Here is a 16,949-nt window from a genome sequence, read left to right on the forward strand (position 1 = left end):
TTTACCCCTATTAAAAAATATATCAATCCGACTATTCGGTCACTCAGATAGCCGTTTTATGATTGCCATAGAACATAGCCGCCAGTACCAACTCCCAACGTTTTAACATGGCTGAAACGTCTTCACTATGGCAACTATCGTCAATCGATAAACAGCCGGATGTAGATTTAAGATTATAAATCAGGCCCTGCCACTGCAAGTGATCAAGCTCAACCACCTGCTCTGCTTCAGTCCCAGCTATAATGGCAATAGTCTCTGGCATCGGCTGGAAGGTATACGCATTATCAGTATCTGTTAAACGAAAACACAGGGCGGGAAGCTCGCGGGCAGCAATAGCCGCTAACAGACCATGACCAGCGGCCAATCGACGAGGTAATTCCTGAAGGTGGAAATCATGGAAATCCAACTCTGGAAAATCAGTCATAAGCTATCCTGTTTATGGTGTATTATCGGCGATCATCAATGATGCCCAACAAGGCGTTAGATTAACAACGCTAACCAGAGCAGACAACAACTAAACAGCAAACTCTATGAAAATACAATTATTACTGACCGGCAATGAATTAATGTCTGGCCATACGGTAGATTCCAACTCCGCGATGATTGCGCAGCAACTGTCAGCCAAAGCCTATAGCATTGCCAGAAAAGTCACCGTGGGTGACGACAAGGCCGATCTGCTGGCAGAAATGCAGCAACAATCCAAAGCCGCTGATATATTAATTGTGAACGGTGGTTTAGGACCGACTATAGATGACTTAACCGCAGAGATATTAAGCGAACTGACCGGGCAAGCGATTGAAGAAAATGCCATTGCCAAACAGCATATTATCGACTGGTGTGAGCGCCGCAAACTGATAGTAAATGCCGCCAATCTTAAACAGGCGATGCTGCCCACCGGTGTAGAGATTATCCCCAACCCCGTTGGCAGTGCCGTTGGCTTTTCTATTAACCATAATGACTGCCTGATTATATGCACCCCCGGCGTCCCCAATGAGCTGAGGCCAATGATGGAACAAACCATTGTTGAGCTTATCTGCCAGCGCTTCCCCAACAATGAACAGCTTTCCACCCTGCGCTTCCAAACCTTTGGGATTGGCGAGTCCACCTTGCAGCAAATGGTCGGGGATAAACTGACGGACTGGCCGGAAGAAGTCGAACTGGGTTTTCGGGCAGGTATGCCGCTACTGGAAATCAAACTGACTATCCGCAAAGCAGAACACGCCAATCTGCAACAGCAATGCTATCAGCGCTTAAGTGCATTAATGGGACACTGTATTGTCGGCCCCGAAAGTACCAATCTGGCGGAAGCGGTGGTGCAGTTATTACAGCAACAGCATGCTCAACTAAGCACCGCCGAGTCATGCACCGGCGGCCTTATCGCTTCTGCGATTACCGAAATTGCCGGTGCCTCAGCCGTATTTGAAGCAGGCTATGTCACCTACTCCAATGATATGAAGCAAGATATGCTAGGGGTGGATAGCGCTACTCTGGAGCAACATGGTGCGGTTAGTGAACCGGTGGTTATTGCCATGGCCCACGGCGCTATGGAACGCAGCGGTGCCGGTTACGGTATTGCGGTCTCCGGCGTAGCTGGCCCCGATGGCGGCAGTGATGACAAGCCGGTAGGCACGGTATGGATGGCATGGGGCAGCAAAGCTCAATTACATACCCGCAAATTGGTATTAAAGGCTTCACGCAAAGGCTTTCAACAAATGGTCACGGCGATTACTTTAGATTTAACCCGCCGTGAATTATTGGGTATCGAAGCAGAGCCTCGCTACTTAAGCCGCTACTCACAATAAGTAACAACAACAGCCAACAACAGCCATCAATAACCAACACTAAAGAGAAGCTCATGAGTCTTAATACTTTGCTGCAACGGATCGAACTGGCAGGTAATAAACTACCCAACCCCACTATTCTCTTTATGACCCTGTGCCTGTTTATTCTGTTGCTCTCAGCACTCAGCAGCTGGCTGGGTTTATCGGCGGTGCACCCGATTAGCGGCGACACCATCAACAGCGTCAATTTGCTAAGCAAAGAAGGCTTGCACCTTATTCTGACCAAGACCGTCACCAACTTTACCCACTTTGCCCCTGTCGGCAGCGTGTTAGTGGCTATTATGGGTATCGGTGTTGCTGAACACTCGGGCTTAATTGCGGCCGTATTAAAGGCCACCGTCTTAAAAGCCCCCAAGCAATTACTCAGTTTCTTTGTGGTATTAACCAGTGTGCTGTCCAGCTTGGCCATGGATACTGGCTATGTGGTGTTAATCCCCCTCGCCGCCCTGGTCTTTGTCTCCGCTGGCCGCCACCCTTTAGCCGGTATTGCGGCGGCTTTTGCCGGCGTTTCCGGGGGCTTTAGTGCCAATATTCTGATCGGCCCGGTGGATGCCATTCTGGCCGGGATATCCACCGAAGCCGCCGCCTTGATTCAAGCAGACTATGAGGTTAACGCGGCGGGTAATTATTATTTTCTGATTATCTCAACCGTGGTGATTAGCCTGGTAGGCACCTGGGTTACCGAAAAAATTGTCGAACCCCGCCTTGGCAGCTATACAGCAAACCATGACTCATCCGTTAGCGATACCTTGCTAGCTCAGGAAAAAGCCGCACTGCGCGCGGTGGGGATTTTTAGCCTGGTGGTGATCGGCTTATTGTTTTGGGGCCTACTGCCCGAGCACGGCCTGCTGCGCGGCGCAGATAACACCATCCTGCGCTCTCCGTTTATTAAGGGCATTGTCATTATTATCGCCAGCTATGCTGCTGTCGCCGGTTATATCTATGGCAAAGTCAGCGGCAGCTTTAGCCATAAAGACGATATGGTAAAAGGGATGGAAGCCAGCATGGTAACTATGGCCGGTTATTTAGTGCTGATGTTTTTTGCGGCGCAGTTTGTCAGTTATTTTAGCTGGAGCCAGCTTGGGGCTATTGCAGCGATTAATGGCGCAGGCTTGTTAAAATCCTTAAGTTTGGGTGCCCCCACATTATTGGTGAGCTTTATTGTAATGGCGGCGATGATCAATCTGCTGATTGGCAGCGCCTCAGCCAAATGGGCTCTGTTTGCACCGATTTTTGTGCCGATGTTTTTATTGCTGGGCATCAGTCCGGAAGCCACGCAAATGGCTTTTAGAATCGGGGATAGCACTACCAATATTATTACGCCATTAATGCCTTACTTTGGCGTGGTCGTTGCCTTTGTGCAGCGCTATGACAAGGAGGCCGGGATAGGCACCATTATAGCAACCATGCTGCCCTACTCGCTGGCGTTTTTACTGAGCTGGTCGCTACTACTGCTGGTGTGGATTGTCATGGATTGGCCACTGGGGCCAGGTGCCGGGATTTATATTGCCCAGTAAACCTTATTTATCGTTAACTTCGGCTGTCATTTCTTTAATACCGAAATGGCGCACATCCCTGCCTTTGACCAAATAAATCACATGCTCGGCAATATTGCGGGCATGGTCACCGACTCGCTCCAATGAGCGCAGCGCCCAAATCACATTCATCATCTGGCTGATCGTGCGCGGGTCTTCCATCATAAAAGTAATAATACTTCTTACCGCCGTGCCGTATTCTTCATCCACCAGCTTATCTTCTTTGGCAACGGCCAGTGCCATATCCACATCAAAGCGGGCAAAAGCATCCAGCGCATCGCGTACCATAAAGCCAACATGGTTACCGATATGACGAATTTCTTTATAGCCCCGTGGTGATTCACCGCTCTCAGATAACTGGATTGCTTGCGTGGCAATTTTGCCAGCCTCATCACCAATCCGTTCAAGGTCAATAACCGCTTTACTGATGGCGATGACCAAACGTAAATCGCTGGCCGCAGGCTGGCGCCGGGCAAGAATACGGGTGCACTCTTCATCAATCGATACTTCCATCGAGTTAATATGATTATCGTTTACTTTTACCGTTTCCGCAGACTGGCTATCACCTTCAATTAAGGCGGTAATCGCATCACGAACCTGCTGCTCGACCAACCCACCCATTTCCAGCATATGGGTTTTTACGGTATCCAGCTCGGCGTTAAACTGCTGCGAGATATGATGGCTATGTACGTCTTTATCGATCATGGTTTTATCCTTAGTCGTTAACCGTAGCGGCCGGTTATATAATCTTCGGTTTGTTTCTGGGCTGGGTTGGTAAATAATGTATCCGTATTATCAAATTCAATCAGCTTGCCCATATATAAAAAAGCCGTGTAATCGGAGACCCGCGCTGCCTGCTGCATATTGTGGGTAACAATCACAATCGTATATTTCGATTTTAGCTCATTGATCAGTTCTTCGATTTTTAAGGTCGATATCGGGTCCAGTGCGGATGCCGGCTCATCTAATAATAGCACCTCAGGCTCAATAGCCACGGTACGGGCAATGACCAAGCGCTGCTGCTGACCACCAGACATACCTAGTGCACTATCATGCAGGCGATCTTTAACTTCATCCCATAATGCGGCTTGGCGCAGAGACTTTTCTACCGCCTCATCCAACACCCGCTTTTTATTAATCCCCTGAATACGCAAACCATAGGCCACATTTTCATAAATGGTTTTGGGGAAAGGGTTGGGCTTTTGGAATACCATACCAATACGACGGCGCAGAGAAGCCGCATCCACCCCGCGCTGGTAAATATCTTCACGGTCCAACAGGATTTTGCCGTTAATTTCACAGCCGTCAACCAAGTCGTTCATCCGGTTAAAGCAACGTAAGAGTGTCGATTTACCACAGCCACTAGGGCCGATAAACGCGGTGACACGCTGCCGGGGGATATCCAGACTAATATCATGAAGTGCCTGTTTACCACCCTCATAAAACAGATTCAGGTTTTCTACTGACAGGCTGATATCTTCATTGGCGATATCCAGCGTCTGGTTAGAACGGCCCATTGTATCCAAGTCTATTGCATGCGTTTTCACGGTCGTTGTTCTCTTGTCATCAATCGTTTAAATTTTATTACATTTCCAGCGACTTATACTTTTCGCGCAGATGGTTACGTAAGGCCACCGCGCTAAAGTTTAATAAGGCAATAATAACCACTAACAATAAAGCTGTGGCGTAAACCAGAGGTCGTGCGGCTTCAACATTGGGGCTTTGAAAACCCACATCATAGATATGAAAACCCAAGTGCATAAACTTCTGGTCTAAATGTAAATAGGGGTAATTGGCATCCACCGGCAGTGACGGTGCAAGTTTGACCACACCGACCAACATTAACGGCGCGACTTCACCGGCGGCACGGGCCACCGCTAAAATCAAACCGGTCATCATCGCAGGGCTGGCCATGGGCAATACCACTCGCCACAGGGTTTCTGCTTTAGTGGCACCCAGTGCCAGACTACCTTCACGTAAGGCGCGGGGAATACGAGCCAAACCTTCTTCGGTTGCCACAATAACAACCGGCAGGGTTAATAGGGCCAGTGTGAGTGAAGCCCATAATAAGCCGGGAGTACCAAAGGTGGGCGCAGGCAAAGCCGCTTCAAATAAAACTCGGTCAATTTCTGCACCGAGAAAATAAATAAAGAACCCCAGACCAAACACACCATAAACAATCGAGGGTACACCGGCGAGATTATTAACTGCAATTCTTACTGTACGCGTCAGTACTCCTTGCTTGGCGTATTCTCGTAAGTACACCGCCGCAACCACACCAAAAGGCGTTACCATTACCGACATCAGCAAGACCATCATCACCGTACCAAAAATCGCCGGGAAAATACCGCCTTCAGTGTTGGCTTCACGGGGTTCATCAGTAAGAAACTCCCAAAACTTCATCAGATAGGCCAGCGACTTTGCGCCCAGACCCATGGCATTCGGTTGGTTGGCGTGAACCACCATAGCCAACTGAATCTCTACCTCGGCACCATTAATCGCTTTGGCCGTAATACTATCGCGGTTAATTTGCTGGTATAGCTCGGCTAATTGCTGTTGCAGTACGCTGTATTCCTGGTCCAGTACCGCACGGTCAGCATTAATATCCGCCAAACGGGTGGCCCGCTCAGTTGAACTTAAACCTTTATTTAGCTCCAAGCCTCGTTCACTTAAACGCAAGCGCTCCAGCTCATAGTTAATAGCGCCAATAGCGCCTTTTTCAATGCCTTCTATTTGCCCATGCAGGTCCAGAGCGCGGTCAATACGGCGCTGAAATTCAGCCCAGTTATTATCCGTCTGAACCCGTTGGCCCTGCTCTTTCACGCCGGTTAAATAACCGTAAAAGTTACCCCACTCGCGACGCTCAATCGTCATAATGGCTTCGGGGTATGTTCTATCGCTAATAAAATCTTCAATCACCCAGACAAAGTCGGTACCGGTGACATCGCGGTTACCTTGCTTAATCAGTGTGCGGTCAACAAAGGCTTTATCGGTTTCAATTTTTACACCGGCAGATAGCAATTGCTCAAGGGGCACGCTTTCGGTTTCAACAATCTCACCCATAATGCGCTGGCTAGTCTGGCCTGGCTGGCTGTAATTGGCTTCTAATACATTAGAGGGCCAAAAGTGACCAAAGCCACGCACCGCCAATAACACTAAAATACCAATAACAGCGACCACACTGATACTCACCGCAGCGGCATTAATCCAGATAAAGGGATCGCCATTGCGGACCCAATCTCTAACAGATAGTTTTTTATCTTTATCTAAAGTCATTTATAAAGAACCATACTTCTTGCGTAAACTTTGACGCACAATTTCTGCAATGGTGTTGACCACAAAGGTAAACAGGAATAAAACAAATGCAGCCAGGAACAACACTCGATAGTGGGAGCTATCCACTTCGGTCTCACCTATTTCAACCGCGATATTGGCCGCCAGCGTACGCATACCTTCAAAGATATTGGCATCCATCACCGGTGTATTACCCGTGGCCATTAATACAATCATAGTTTCACCCACAGCTCGGCCCATACCAATCATTAGGGCAGAAAAAATACCGGGGCTGGCGGTAGGAATAACCACACCGACCAATGTTTGCCAAGGGGTTGCCCCTAGAGCCAACGAACCATAGCTCAGTGATTTGGGGACCGAGAAAATCGCATCTTCGGCAATAGAGAAAATAGTGGGGACTACCGCAAAGCCCATTGCGATACCGACCACCATAGCATTGCGCTGATCATAGGAAATACCCAGGTCATAGGTTAACCAGGCGCGCATATCGCCACCAAAAAATAACAGCTCCAGATTGCCACTGGCCGCTACACAGGCCCAGGCGATAAACATCACAACCGGGATAAGCAATACCGCATGCCAGCCATCGGGCACACGCAGCCTTAGGCTATCAGGCAAGCGACTCCAGCAAAAACCAAAGAGCAAAACTCCAACTGGCATCAGTAAAAAGATACTAAAGACACCGGGAAGATTTTTTTCAATAAATGGGGCCAGCCATAAACCTGCCAGAAAACCCAAAATAACCGTGGGCAATGCTTCCATTAATTCAATCAGCGGCTTGACCTTACGACGAACCACCGGGGTCATAAAGTAAGCGGTGTAGATAGCACCGCATAAAGCCAATGGCGTTGCAATTAACATCGCGTAAAAGGCCGCTTTTAACGTACCAAACGCTAAAGGAGTAAAGCTGTATTTGGCTTCAAAATCATTATTGGATGCGGAGGACTGCCAAATATAATCAGGCTCAGGATAACTTTCGTACCAGACTTTTTCCCAGAGTGCCTGCCAGGAGACTTCGGGGTGCTCGTTATCGAGTTTCCAGTAGCTAAACTCACCCTTATCATTTTGTGTTAATAATGCCTTGGCGCGGGGGAAACCGCTAACTGGCTAATAGTGGATGCTGCATCCGCAATGGATTGGGACAGTAACTGGCGACCAGACGTTGTATAGTAAATGGCTAAGGTATTGTCGCTATCAACAGCTAGAAAACCTTTACGGCGATGCTCAGGGGCTGTTAGCTTAATAGCCTTATCGCCACCCTGAAAGCTGCGAATATATTGCAAGCGTGGCGGCTCACCATCACCGCGCACCATAAACCACTGTTGAATTTCACCTTGATCACTGGAGATCATTAAGGAGATTTCACCCAGCAGAAAACGTACATTGCTCACTTCGCCTTTATCGATCAAACGGCCGCTATCAACAATCTCTTCGCTATTCAGATTAATAACGCGATAGTCGCCCTGCTTGCTAACGACATAGGCCCAGCGCTGATCCGGGCCGACTAATAACCATTCCATATTGATATCAATATCTGGCAGATCAAGTATTTCTTCTTCCAGCACAATTTCTTCAGTCAGAAAATCTTCTTCTTTAACAAAACGCACCCCTTCAAGCTGGCCATCAACTTCTGCCAGTAATAATAATTGCTCCTCGGTATCGCGAACGGCAATTTTATTAATAACACCCTGACTGACTGCAATGCTCTCTTCACCGTAGGGGTATTCTATTTGGGGGGTAATCAACCGCTTATCATTGGGGTAGCTGATTTTATAAACCGGCTTGGCTAATAACACATCACCGCCGGTGGCCATCGCCAATAAGGGCTGTTGCTCCGAGTGGAGACTAAAAGCGGTTAATTCAGCAGCCAATGGCAACTGGAATTGCTTGACTGTTTTGCCGCTATTGGCCGCAAAGAAATCTACCTGACCATTAGACCTAAGCTGAACCGCGACTTCCGCCTGCTCTTCCATCGCCAGATAGAGAGGTTCTGAATCTGCTCCCCGCCCCTGCTCCAGACTATAACTGCTAACCGGCTCCAGGCTGGCGCTCTTAAACAGCGGCATAATCTCATATAACAAATAGAAGAATATCAACAAGATAGCGAGCAAAACCGCCATTCCACCGGCTGTGATGGTGAAATTAGCCAGTTTATCTTTGGTTTTACGCCAGCCACCAAGGCTGTCATCAAAGATACTGCTCTTGGCTGCGGATGGGGGCTGTAGGGTATCTGTATTTTGCATGCAAGCTATTCTATGAAAGTAATATGACAGTTATATGACAGCAGTATATTTACCCCTTTTTTCACTCTCCCGTAGGGTGGATTACAATCCACCGGTCATGACGGCTCCTGTATGGGCTTGGTGGATTATAATCCACCCTACTAGAGCCTACTTGAAGAGTGAGTGAGAGCTTGGGTTTCACGAGGCTTGTGCCTGCCACCGCATTAGACACACCTATGTTTAAACCCTCCACTATTTATCCCAAACAGCAATGCGCCTAAGCGAGAATCACATGGTTTGAGAAAATCGCAGGCAAAAAAAAGCCACAGTATCTACCGTGGCTAATACCAAACCAGGAGGGGCTGGTTTGGTTTTTCAATACAACAAGAGACAGATAATTACAGACCTAACTTAGCCGTTTGCTTGGCAACAACCGCGGCAGGCAGTGGAATATAACCATCTTTAACCACCACTTCCTGGCCAGCTTTAGACAATACCAACTTAATAAACTCGCGATCTAAAGGTGATAAAGGCTTATTCGGCGCTTTATTAATATAAACGTAGAGGTAACGAGATAGAGGGTAATCACCGGTTACCGCATTCTCTGGCGTCGCTTCAATAACCTCCTGGCCGGGCTTTTTACTTAATGGCACAGCGCGAACACTAGACGTTTTATAGCCAATACCTGAGTAGCCAATACCATTGATAGACGTTGCAACTGACTGCACCACAGAGGCCGACCCTGGCTGCTCGTTTACCGTGTTTTTAAAATCGCCCTTACATAAGGCTTTTTTCTTGTAGTAGCCATAAGTACCGGAGACAGAGTTACGGCCAAATAACTGCACATCGCGGTTAGTCCAGGCACCGCTTAGACCCGCCTTGCCCCAAGTATCAATATCGGCCGCGCCACCACACTTGCGTGTTGAAGAGAAAATCGCATCCACATCCTGAATGGACATACCTTTGACCGGGTTATCTTTGTGTACATAAACCGCCAAGGCATCAATCGCTACCGGAACAGCTGTAGGCTTATAGCCGTATTTACTTTCAAAAGCCGCTAGTTCTTTGTCCTTCATTTTACGGCTCATAGGGCCGATATTTGAGGTACCTTCAGTCAGTGCTGGTGGCGCTGTTGAAGAACCGGCAGCCTGAATCTGAATATTTACATTAGGGTAAAAACGCTTAAACCCTTCCGCCCATAAAGTCATCAGGTTGGCCAAGGTATCTGAACCCACGCTGGACAGGTTGCCCGATACACCGCTGGCCTTTTCATACACAGGCAAGTCAGCGTCCACTTTAGCAGCGGCAGCCGCATTAACGGATAAAAGGCTTGCACCCACCATAGTCAGGGCAAGTGCTGTTGTTCTTAGTTGTTTATTTATTGACATCGGTATCTCCAATGATTTATCTAAAAAGTAATGGCTGTTTATTTGTCGATAGGGTGACTATAAAAGCGAATTATTACAGTTGTGTGACGATTGATGGGAGAAACTTAAATAGTGTAATTTAAGCTGTATGGGACTGCGCAAGAGCGCGCATACCGGGGAATTCACAGGTAAAGGTACTGCCCTCACCTAACGTACTTTTGATTTTAAGCTCAGCCTGATGACGCAATAAAATATGTTTTACGATCGCCAGACCAAGCCCGGTACCGCCAGTTTCAATGGAACGGCTTTTATCCACCCGATAAAAACGCTCGGTTAAGCGCGGTAAATGGATATCATCAATACCTTCACCGTTATCTTCGACTTCTAAATAGCAGTGTTGGCTATCGCCAAACCAACGGACAGTAATTTCGCCATCATGATGACTGTATTTGGCAGCATTCATGACCAAATTGGCAAAGGCACTGCGCAACTCATCGCTATTTCCCATTAGACGCAGGCTGGCGTCACATTCAAGATGAATAAGACGCTTACCTTTAAAGGCCGCCAGCACTTCTTCTTTAATGGTTTGCAGCATAGGCTCCAACTCTATCGGCTGATCCTTGCTATCTTCCGGGATAGACTCCAGCTTAGAGAGCGCCATTAAATCTTTAATAAGCCCTTCCATCCGGTGGGACTGGCCAAGCATTTGGTCTACCGCCCGCCGCCAGCGTAATTCATTGGGGTTACTATCAATATTTTGTACATTGCCCTGATTGCCGATATTGTCTGATAAGGTTTCTAAGTAGCCATTAATCACCGTTAATGGCGTACGCAGTTCATGAGAGACATTGGCAACAAAGTCCTTACGCATTTGTTGCAGGCGATTATTTTCCGTGACATCACGGGCAAATAAAAGACGGCTGCCGCGGCCGAAATACGAAATATTAATCTGTAATTGGTAATGATTATTGTGCGGCGATTCGATCAATAGGGAATGACTATAATCATCCCCTTCAAAATAACGAATAAAATCAGGGGCGCGAATTAAATTGACTAACTGCTGGGATTTATCATCGGGATAACGCAGGCCCAATAATTTTTCTGCCGCGACATTGCTCCACTCAATATTACCGCGTTTATCGATCATCACCGCACCATCATCTAATGATGCAAAAGAATCCTGTAGATAGTCTACCCAGGCCTGTAAGCGTGAGCGCTCTTCTTTGCCCTGCCGTTGCAGCCGGTAAATACCATCCAGCACATCCCCCCATAGGCCTTTGCTTTCTGGCGGGTCAGTATCTGTTTGTTGGGATAACCAGGACTGAACACGCTGTAACTGGAACAGTGTCCAGCCGATATAAGTCAGGGAAGCAAAAAATAGAAACCACGGCAGCAAATCAACAGCCCAGCCTACAAGCCCTGCCAGCAGCAGTATGATGCCCAAATTACGGCATTCGATTTTCCAATCGACATTGTGCATTCGTTAGTATTCTCAGCGGTTTCAAGCTAGTGCAGATCAGGAGTTAGTCGCTGCCTCAGCAGAATAACCCTCTGCTGAAAAACGATAACCGGTACCGCGCACAGTTTGCACTAAATTACCGTAATCCGCAGCATCTGTTTCCAGCGCTTTACGCAGACGACGAATGTGAACATCGACAGTACGCTCTTCAACATAAACATTGCCACCCCAGACCTGATCCAGTAACTGCCCACGACTATAGGCGCGCTCCTGATGGGTCATAAAGAAACGCAGCAATTTAAACTCTGTTGGCCCCATATTGACGGGCTGCTCATTGACAAAAACACGGTGACTGGAAGGGTCAAGCTTTAAGCCCAGCACTTCAATCGCTTTTTCCTGCTCGCCATGGCCAGCCCGGCGCATCACCGCCTTAATTCTTGAAAGTAGCTCTCTGGGGGCAAACGGTTTGGTGACATAATCGTCGGCGCCCACATCCAGACCCTGGATTTTATTGTCTTCTTCGGTTTTGGCGGTCAGCATAATCACCGGCAAAGTAGCCGTCATCTCATCTTTGCGCAGGCGGCGCAGCAGCTCAATACCGCTGCCACCGGGCAGCATCCAATCCAGCAGTACCAGATCGGGAATATCATCAACAATAGCCCCATAGGCCTGCTGGATATCCCTCGCCTCACGGCAGTCGTAACCGGCCATTTCCAGCGACATACGGATCATCTCGCGAATTGCCGCCTCATCATCAACTATGAGTATCGTTTTTCCTTGCATTGTCCTGCTAACCTTCTTTAACCATTTCTACTTATTAGAAACGGGTTTTATTACAGCAATATGACAAAGTTGAGGCAAAGGCGCAAATAATGCACAAATGGCCTATACCCGACTATTCAGGACAGGTATTACTGGCAAAAATCGCGTATACTGCGCCGCAATCGATTATTTAGCCCGACCTGCCCATGAAGCAAAATCAGCAAGCCGCCAAACCACTGTTCTCCTACCGCAAATACTGGGCGGAGTGCTATGGGCCTGCGCCATTTTTACCGATGTCACGGGCAGAAATGGACGATTTGGGCTGGGATAGCTGCGATATTATTATTGTGACCGGCGATGCCTATGTAGACCACCCCAGCTTTGGTATGGCTGTTATCGGTAGAACCCTGGAAGCGCAAGGCTTTCGGGTTGGCATAATCTCCCAGCCGGATTGGCGCTCTAAAGATGCCTTCCAGGCGCTCGGCAAACCCAATCTCTTTTTTGGTGTAGCCGCCGGTAATATGGACTCGATGATTAACCGTTATACGGCAGACCGTAAGCTGCGCCATGATGACGCCTATTCTCCCAATGACGAAGGTGGCCGGCGCCCCGACCGCGCTGTCGCGGTTTACTCCCAGCGCTGTAAGGAAGCCTTTAAAGGTGTACCCGTTATTATTGGCTCCATTGAAGCCAGCCTGCGCCGAATTGCCCATTATGATTACTGGAGCGATAAAGTACGTCGCTCAGTCTTAATGGACTCCAAAGCCGACCTGTTAGTTTACGGCAATGCCGAACGAGCCATTATTGAAATCGCCCACCGTATTGCCGGTGGCGAAGAGGCCCACCAGATCAGAGATATTCGCGGCACCGCCTTTGTGCGCAAGCGAGTGCCGGATGGCTGGACCATTATAGACTCCTCTACCATTGATACCCCGGGCAAAGTCACTCCCCACTTAAACCCCTATGAGGTGAGTGAGAGTGGCGGCAGTAAGGACTGTGACAAAGACAACAGTAAAGACAGCAGCAAAGACACACAAAGCGATATACAAACTGTCACCATTATTGACCCACTCAGTGCCCGCAAAAACAAGCTTAACCGCGAAACCAGCGTGATACGCCTGCCGGACTATGAGACCGTCAAAAGCGACCCTGTTTTATACGCCCATGCCTCAAGGGTTCTGCATTTGGAAACCAACCCTGGCAATGCCCGGGCTTTAGTACAAAAACATGGTGAGCGGGAAGTTTGGTTAAACCCCCCACCTATTCCGTTAGAAACCGAGGAAATGGACGGGGTGTTTGGCCTGCCCTACCAGCGTGTCCCTCACCCCAGCTATGGCGACGCGAAAATTCCCGCCTTTGATATGATTAAAACCTCAGTCAATATTATGCGGGGCTGTTTTGGTGGCTGTACGTTTTGCTCTATTACTGAGCATGAAGGCCGTATTATCCAAAGCCGATCGAAAGAATCGATTCTGCAAGAGATTGAAAATATCCGGGATAAAACCCCGGGCTTTACCGGTATTGTCTCCGACCTTGGTGGCCCGACGGCCAATATGTGGCGGTTAAATTGCAAAAGCAAAACCATCGAAGAAAACTGCCGCCGGCTGTCCTGCGTCTACCCCAGTATCTGTAAAAATCTTGATACCGACCAAATGCCACTGGTGGATTTATATCGCGATGCCCGGGAAATACCCGGTGTTAAAAAGGTGCTAATCGCCTCCGGTTTACGCTATGACCTGGCGGTAGAGACGCCGGAATATGTGCAGGAGCTAGTCACCCACCATGTCGGCGGCTATTTAAAAATTGCCCCAGAGCATACCGAAGGCGGCCCCTTATCAAAAATGATGAAGCCGGGTATGGGCACCTATGACCGCTTTAAAAAAATGTTTGAAAAATACTCCAAGCTGGCGGGCAAAAAACAATATTTAATCCCCTACTTTATCGCTGCCCACCCCGGCACCACCGATGAAGATATGATGAATTTAGCACTATGGCTAAAACGCAACGAATTCAGAGCTGATCAGGTGCAGGCGTTTTACCCATCACCGATGGCCAGTGCTACGGCCATGTATTACTCCGAACGCAACCCACTGAAAAAAGTGGGCCGTAATACCGAGCGCGTCATTACCCCAAGGGGCCACCGCCATCGCCGCTTACATAAAGCGTTTTTGCGCTACCATGATGCGGATAATTGGCCAATGCTGCGGGAAGCGCTCAAAGAGATGGGCCGTGCCGATTTAATTGGCACCGGGAAAAAGCATTTAATTCCCCCCCATCAACCCAGAAGCTGGGTGCCCCCCAAAGGGCAGCCTATGTTAAGCCAACATACTGGCTTACCCCCCAGAGCAGATGGCAGCCGTGTTAACCGGAAAAAAACCGCCAATAAGCCCAAATCCCGCAGAACTAATGCGGGAACTCCACGCCGGCGCAAATAAGCGCTGCTATCTGCCAGCCCTGCGGATGAGCGGCTAGGTACAAACCACAATGCTCAAATCCTAAATTGCCTCTATACTGGTTTTAGGCATAACAATATCAAACATAATAATATGTAGGTTTAGCCTCTATTGCCGATAACTAATATATCGATTTTAATACGCAGCGTTGTCACTGCGACATACCGATTACAAACAAGATTACCTGCAAGGATTAGAAAATGGCGAGCAATGCCAGATCGGAACAACGGGATATCAGCCTGGAAGGAAGACAGAAGCATCTTCTGATCGTAGAAGACAGCAGGCTGGTGGGTAAAATACTGAAACACCTTGCCTCATCCATGCTGCCGGATTATACCGTTCACTACGCTACCACCTATAAAGAGGGCTGTGAGCTATTTGAGCAGCACCAACACAATATCTTTGCTGCCATTATCGACCTGAACTTACCGGATGCCCCCAATGGCGAAATGGCCGGCTACCTATTATCAAATGAACTGCCGATTATTGTGCTCACCGGCAACTACAGCGATGAATCCAGAGAACGCCTATTACTATTAGGCGTGGTGGATTATGTCACCAAGGAAAGTCAGTATTCCTACGAGCATGCGATTGGTCTGGTTAGACGATTGGAGAAAAATCAGTCGATAAAAATCGTTGTCGCAGAAGACTCCCAGGCTCAGCAAATGTTTATCACCTCGCTGCTGGAGCAGCATTTATACCAGGTGATTACCGCTAACAATGGCGCTGAGGCGCTGGCTATTATCGAACAAGACCCGTCCATCAATCTATTAATTACCGATTATAATATGCCCCAGATGGATGGCTTTGAACTCACCAAGGCACTGCGCAGAAAATTTAATAAGTCGGAACTGATTATTATTGGCTTATCGGGGGTTGAACAAAAAACCTTATCCGCCCGTTTTATTAAAAACGGTGCCAATGATTTTCTCTGCAAACCTTTTATTCAGGAAGAGTTTCACTGCCGGGTCACTCATAATATCGAAGCTCAGGAACAGTTAAACCGCATCCGCGAATGGGCCTACCACGATGCACTCACCAATTTATATAACCGCCGTTATTTGTTTGACAAGGGTTTGGAACTGCATAAAAATGCGCGTAAAAATGGCGAAGCACTCTCTATTGCGGTGATTGATATCGATCACTTTAAGCAGATTAATGATACTTATGGCCATGATGTTGGCGATAAAGTACTGATTGCCATTAGCTCGCTGTTAACCTCATCACTGGGGGACTACCCCATTATACGAATGGGTGGTGAAGAGTTTTGCATTGTAATGCCCAACAAATGCAATCAGGATGCCTACGATATTATCGATCAATTCCGGGACAACCTGGCGGGTAAAACCATAGTGGCAGATCCCAGGATCACCATCACTATTAGCGCGGGCGTAGCATCAGCCCTGCAACAAAGCCTGGATGACCAGATTAATGCTGCTGATAAACTGCTTTATCAAGCCAAAGAAGATGGTCGCAACCGCACGGTCAAAGAAACTTAATCGGCTGTAATACTAAACGACTGGCGGGCGACAAACTCACCGCGGTAAATCACACTGACCACCCATAAGCCCGGCACCATCTCATAATCTTCAGTAAATACATAAAACGCACCGTTATGGTAGCGACCATCGGCCTTTAAACGGGCAGCGCTTTGGCGGCTAAAGCCGGTGGATTGATGGCCTAAAAAGTTGGTGGTTAACGGGTGGCTGATTTTAATGTCCACCACCACCCATTCCTCGGCGGTGTTGGGGTCATTAATCGCATAATTAAAACCAAATACTCGGTTTTTTTTCAACGCAATAACATCCGTTTTTTCGATAAAGCGCGTATTGATAACACTTTCATAACCCGCCGTTGACTCGGGATTAAAGGATTGATCGCTTTTATCCAGCAATTGATAGAGCCCATAGTTCTCAATCCGTATAGAGGCGGTCAAAGGCGCATCGACCCCCGCCGCCGCAAAGCTTGGCAGCGAAGAAAAAACAAGCAGTAAAAAAACAGAAACTCGCATATCAA

At 48.1% G+C, this 16,949-nt stretch carries 14 protein-coding genes; 4 read left to right on the forward strand and 10 right to left on the reverse strand.

The genetic code is table 11. The annotated features are described in order from the left end of the window. Nucleotides 1–43: 43 nt before the first annotated feature. Nucleotides 44–424, reverse strand: coding sequence for a hypothetical protein (locus BST96_RS19805; protein ID WP_085760350.1), 381 nt, complete (start codon nt 422–424; stop codon nt 44–46). Between the two features lie 106 nt (nt 425–530). Between BST96_RS19805 and BST96_RS19810 the strand changes: the two genes are divergently transcribed. Together BST96_RS19810 and BST96_RS19815 are read left to right on the forward strand one after the other, a co-directional pair. Next, on the forward strand, nt 531–1,802 hold the full coding sequence (locus tag BST96_RS19810) for a CinA family nicotinamide mononucleotide deamidase-related protein (RefSeq protein WP_085760351.1): 1,272 nt from the start codon (nt 531–533) through the stop codon (nt 1,800–1,802). Nucleotides 1,803–1,855: 53 nt separating this feature from the next. After that, a complete protein-coding gene (locus BST96_RS19815; protein WP_085760352.1) occupies nt 1,856–3,358 on the forward strand; it encodes an AbgT family transporter in 1,503 nt (500 codons plus the stop codon). A 3-nt stretch (nt 3,359–3,361) separates the two neighbouring features. Here the strand turns inward: BST96_RS19815 and phoU are convergent, their stop codons facing one another. From phoU to phoB, 8 genes are all read right to left on the reverse strand, one after another. Beyond that, nucleotides 3,362–4,081, reverse strand: coding sequence for a phosphate signaling complex protein PhoU (gene phoU / locus BST96_RS19820; RefSeq protein WP_085760353.1), 720 nt, complete (start codon nt 4,079–4,081; stop codon nt 3,362–3,364). A gap of 17 nt (nt 4,082–4,098) precedes the next feature. Beyond that, nucleotides 4,099–4,893, reverse strand: a complete 795-nt coding sequence (pstB, locus tag BST96_RS19825) for a phosphate ABC transporter ATP-binding protein PstB (RefSeq protein WP_240554957.1) — start codon at nt 4,891–4,893, stop codon at nt 4,099–4,101. Nucleotides 4,894–4,960: 67 nt separating this feature from the next. After that, nucleotides 4,961–6,652 (reverse strand): phosphate ABC transporter permease PstA, encoded by a 1,692-nt coding sequence (gene pstA, locus BST96_RS19830; RefSeq protein ID WP_085760355.1) that lies wholly within the window; start codon nt 6,650–6,652, stop codon nt 4,961–4,963. Beyond that, the gene (locus tag BST96_RS21160; RefSeq protein ID WP_240554855.1) at nt 6,653–7,531 is read right to left on the reverse strand and encodes an ABC transporter permease subunit; all 879 of its coding nucleotides are present in this window, start codon (nt 7,529–7,531) and stop codon (nt 6,653–6,655) included. 209 nt (nt 7,532–7,740) lie between these two features. Continuing rightward, a complete protein-coding gene (locus BST96_RS21165) occupies nt 7,741–8,913 on the reverse strand; it encodes a hypothetical protein (protein WP_240554856.1) in 1,173 nt (390 codons plus the stop codon). A gap of 377 nt (nt 8,914–9,290) precedes the next feature. Next, nucleotides 9,291–10,280 (reverse strand): PstS family phosphate ABC transporter substrate-binding protein, encoded by a 990-nt coding sequence (locus BST96_RS19840; protein ID WP_085760356.1) that lies wholly within the window; start codon nt 10,278–10,280, stop codon nt 9,291–9,293. Nucleotides 10,281–10,398: 118 nt separating this feature from the next. Beyond that, nucleotides 10,399–11,739, reverse strand: coding sequence for a phosphate regulon sensor histidine kinase PhoR (gene phoR, locus BST96_RS19845; protein WP_085760357.1), 1,341 nt, complete (start codon nt 11,737–11,739; stop codon nt 10,399–10,401). A 36-nt stretch (nt 11,740–11,775) separates the two neighbouring features. Further along, nucleotides 11,776–12,501: a phosphate regulon transcriptional regulator PhoB gene (phoB, locus tag BST96_RS19850; RefSeq protein WP_085760358.1), complete on the reverse strand. Its 726-nt coding sequence runs from the start codon at nt 12,499–12,501 to the stop codon at nt 11,776–11,778. 185 nt (nt 12,502–12,686) lie between these two features. Between phoB and BST96_RS19855 the strand changes: the two genes are divergently transcribed. Next, the gene (locus BST96_RS19855) at nt 12,687–14,915 is read left to right on the forward strand and encodes a YgiQ family radical SAM protein (RefSeq protein WP_085760359.1); all 2,229 of its coding nucleotides are present in this window, start codon (nt 12,687–12,689) and stop codon (nt 14,913–14,915) included. A 218-nt stretch (nt 14,916–15,133) separates the two neighbouring features. Then, nucleotides 15,134–16,432 carry a diguanylate cyclase gene (locus BST96_RS19860; protein ID WP_085760360.1) on the forward strand — a complete coding sequence of 433 codons (1,299 nt, stop codon included), beginning with the start codon at nt 15,134–15,136 and terminating at the stop codon, nt 16,430–16,432. On the opposite strand, the gene BST96_RS19865 is transcribed toward BST96_RS19860, so the two are convergent. After that, nucleotides 16,429–16,944, reverse strand: coding sequence for a DUF3859 domain-containing protein (locus BST96_RS19865; RefSeq protein WP_169714048.1), 516 nt, complete (start codon nt 16,942–16,944; stop codon nt 16,429–16,431). The two genes, BST96_RS19860 and BST96_RS19865, sit on opposite strands and share 4 nt — an antisense overlap. Nucleotides 16,945–16,949: the final 5 nt, after the last annotated feature.

Origin of the sequence: Oceanicoccus sagamiensis (genome assembly GCF_002117105.1) — a bacterium.
Classification (GTDB): domain Bacteria; phylum Pseudomonadota; class Gammaproteobacteria; order Pseudomonadales; family Dasaniaceae; genus Oceanicoccus; species Oceanicoccus sagamiensis.

Excerpts from the sequence above, each read along its gene's own strand:
- BST96_RS19805 (WP_085760350.1), bottom strand. The coding sequence starts at position 424 with ATGACTGATTTTCCAGAGTTGGATTTCCATGATTTCCACCTTCAGGAA.
- BST96_RS19810 (WP_085760351.1), top strand. The coding sequence starts at position 531 with ATGAAAATACAATTATTACTGACCGGCAATGAATTAATGTCTGGCCAT.
- BST96_RS19815 (WP_085760352.1), top strand. The coding sequence starts at position 1,856 with ATGAGTCTTAATACTTTGCTGCAACGGATCGAACTGGCAGGTAATAAA.
- phoU (WP_085760353.1), bottom strand. The coding sequence starts at position 4,081 with ATGATCGATAAAGACGTACATAGCCATCATATCTCGCAGCAGTTTAAC.
- pstB (WP_240554957.1), bottom strand. The coding sequence starts at position 4,893 with ATGGGCCGTTCTAACCAGACGCTGGATATCGCCAATGAAGATATCAGC.
- pstA (WP_085760355.1), bottom strand. The coding sequence starts at position 6,652 with ATGACTTTAGATAAAGATAAAAAACTATCTGTTAGAGATTGGGTCCGC.
- BST96_RS21160 (WP_240554855.1), bottom strand. The coding sequence starts at position 7,531 with ATGTTAATTGCAACGCCATTGGCTTTATGCGGTGCTATCTACACCGCT.
- BST96_RS21165 (WP_240554856.1), bottom strand. The coding sequence starts at position 8,913 with ATGCAAAATACAGATACCCTACAGCCCCCATCCGCAGCCAAGAGCAGT.
- BST96_RS19840 (WP_085760356.1), bottom strand. The coding sequence starts at position 10,280 with ATGTCAATAAATAAACAACTAAGAACAACAGCACTTGCCCTGACTATG.
- phoR (WP_085760357.1), bottom strand. The coding sequence starts at position 11,739 with ATGCACAATGTCGATTGGAAAATCGAATGCCGTAATTTGGGCATCATA.
- phoB (WP_085760358.1), bottom strand. The coding sequence starts at position 12,501 with ATGCAAGGAAAAACGATACTCATAGTTGATGATGAGGCGGCAATTCGC.
- BST96_RS19855 (WP_085760359.1), top strand. The coding sequence starts at position 12,687 with ATGAAGCAAAATCAGCAAGCCGCCAAACCACTGTTCTCCTACCGCAAA.
- BST96_RS19860 (WP_085760360.1), top strand. The coding sequence starts at position 15,134 with ATGGCGAGCAATGCCAGATCGGAACAACGGGATATCAGCCTGGAAGGA.
- BST96_RS19865 (WP_169714048.1), bottom strand. The coding sequence starts at position 16,944 with ATGCGAGTTTCTGTTTTTTTACTGCTTGTTTTTTCTTCGCTGCCAAGC.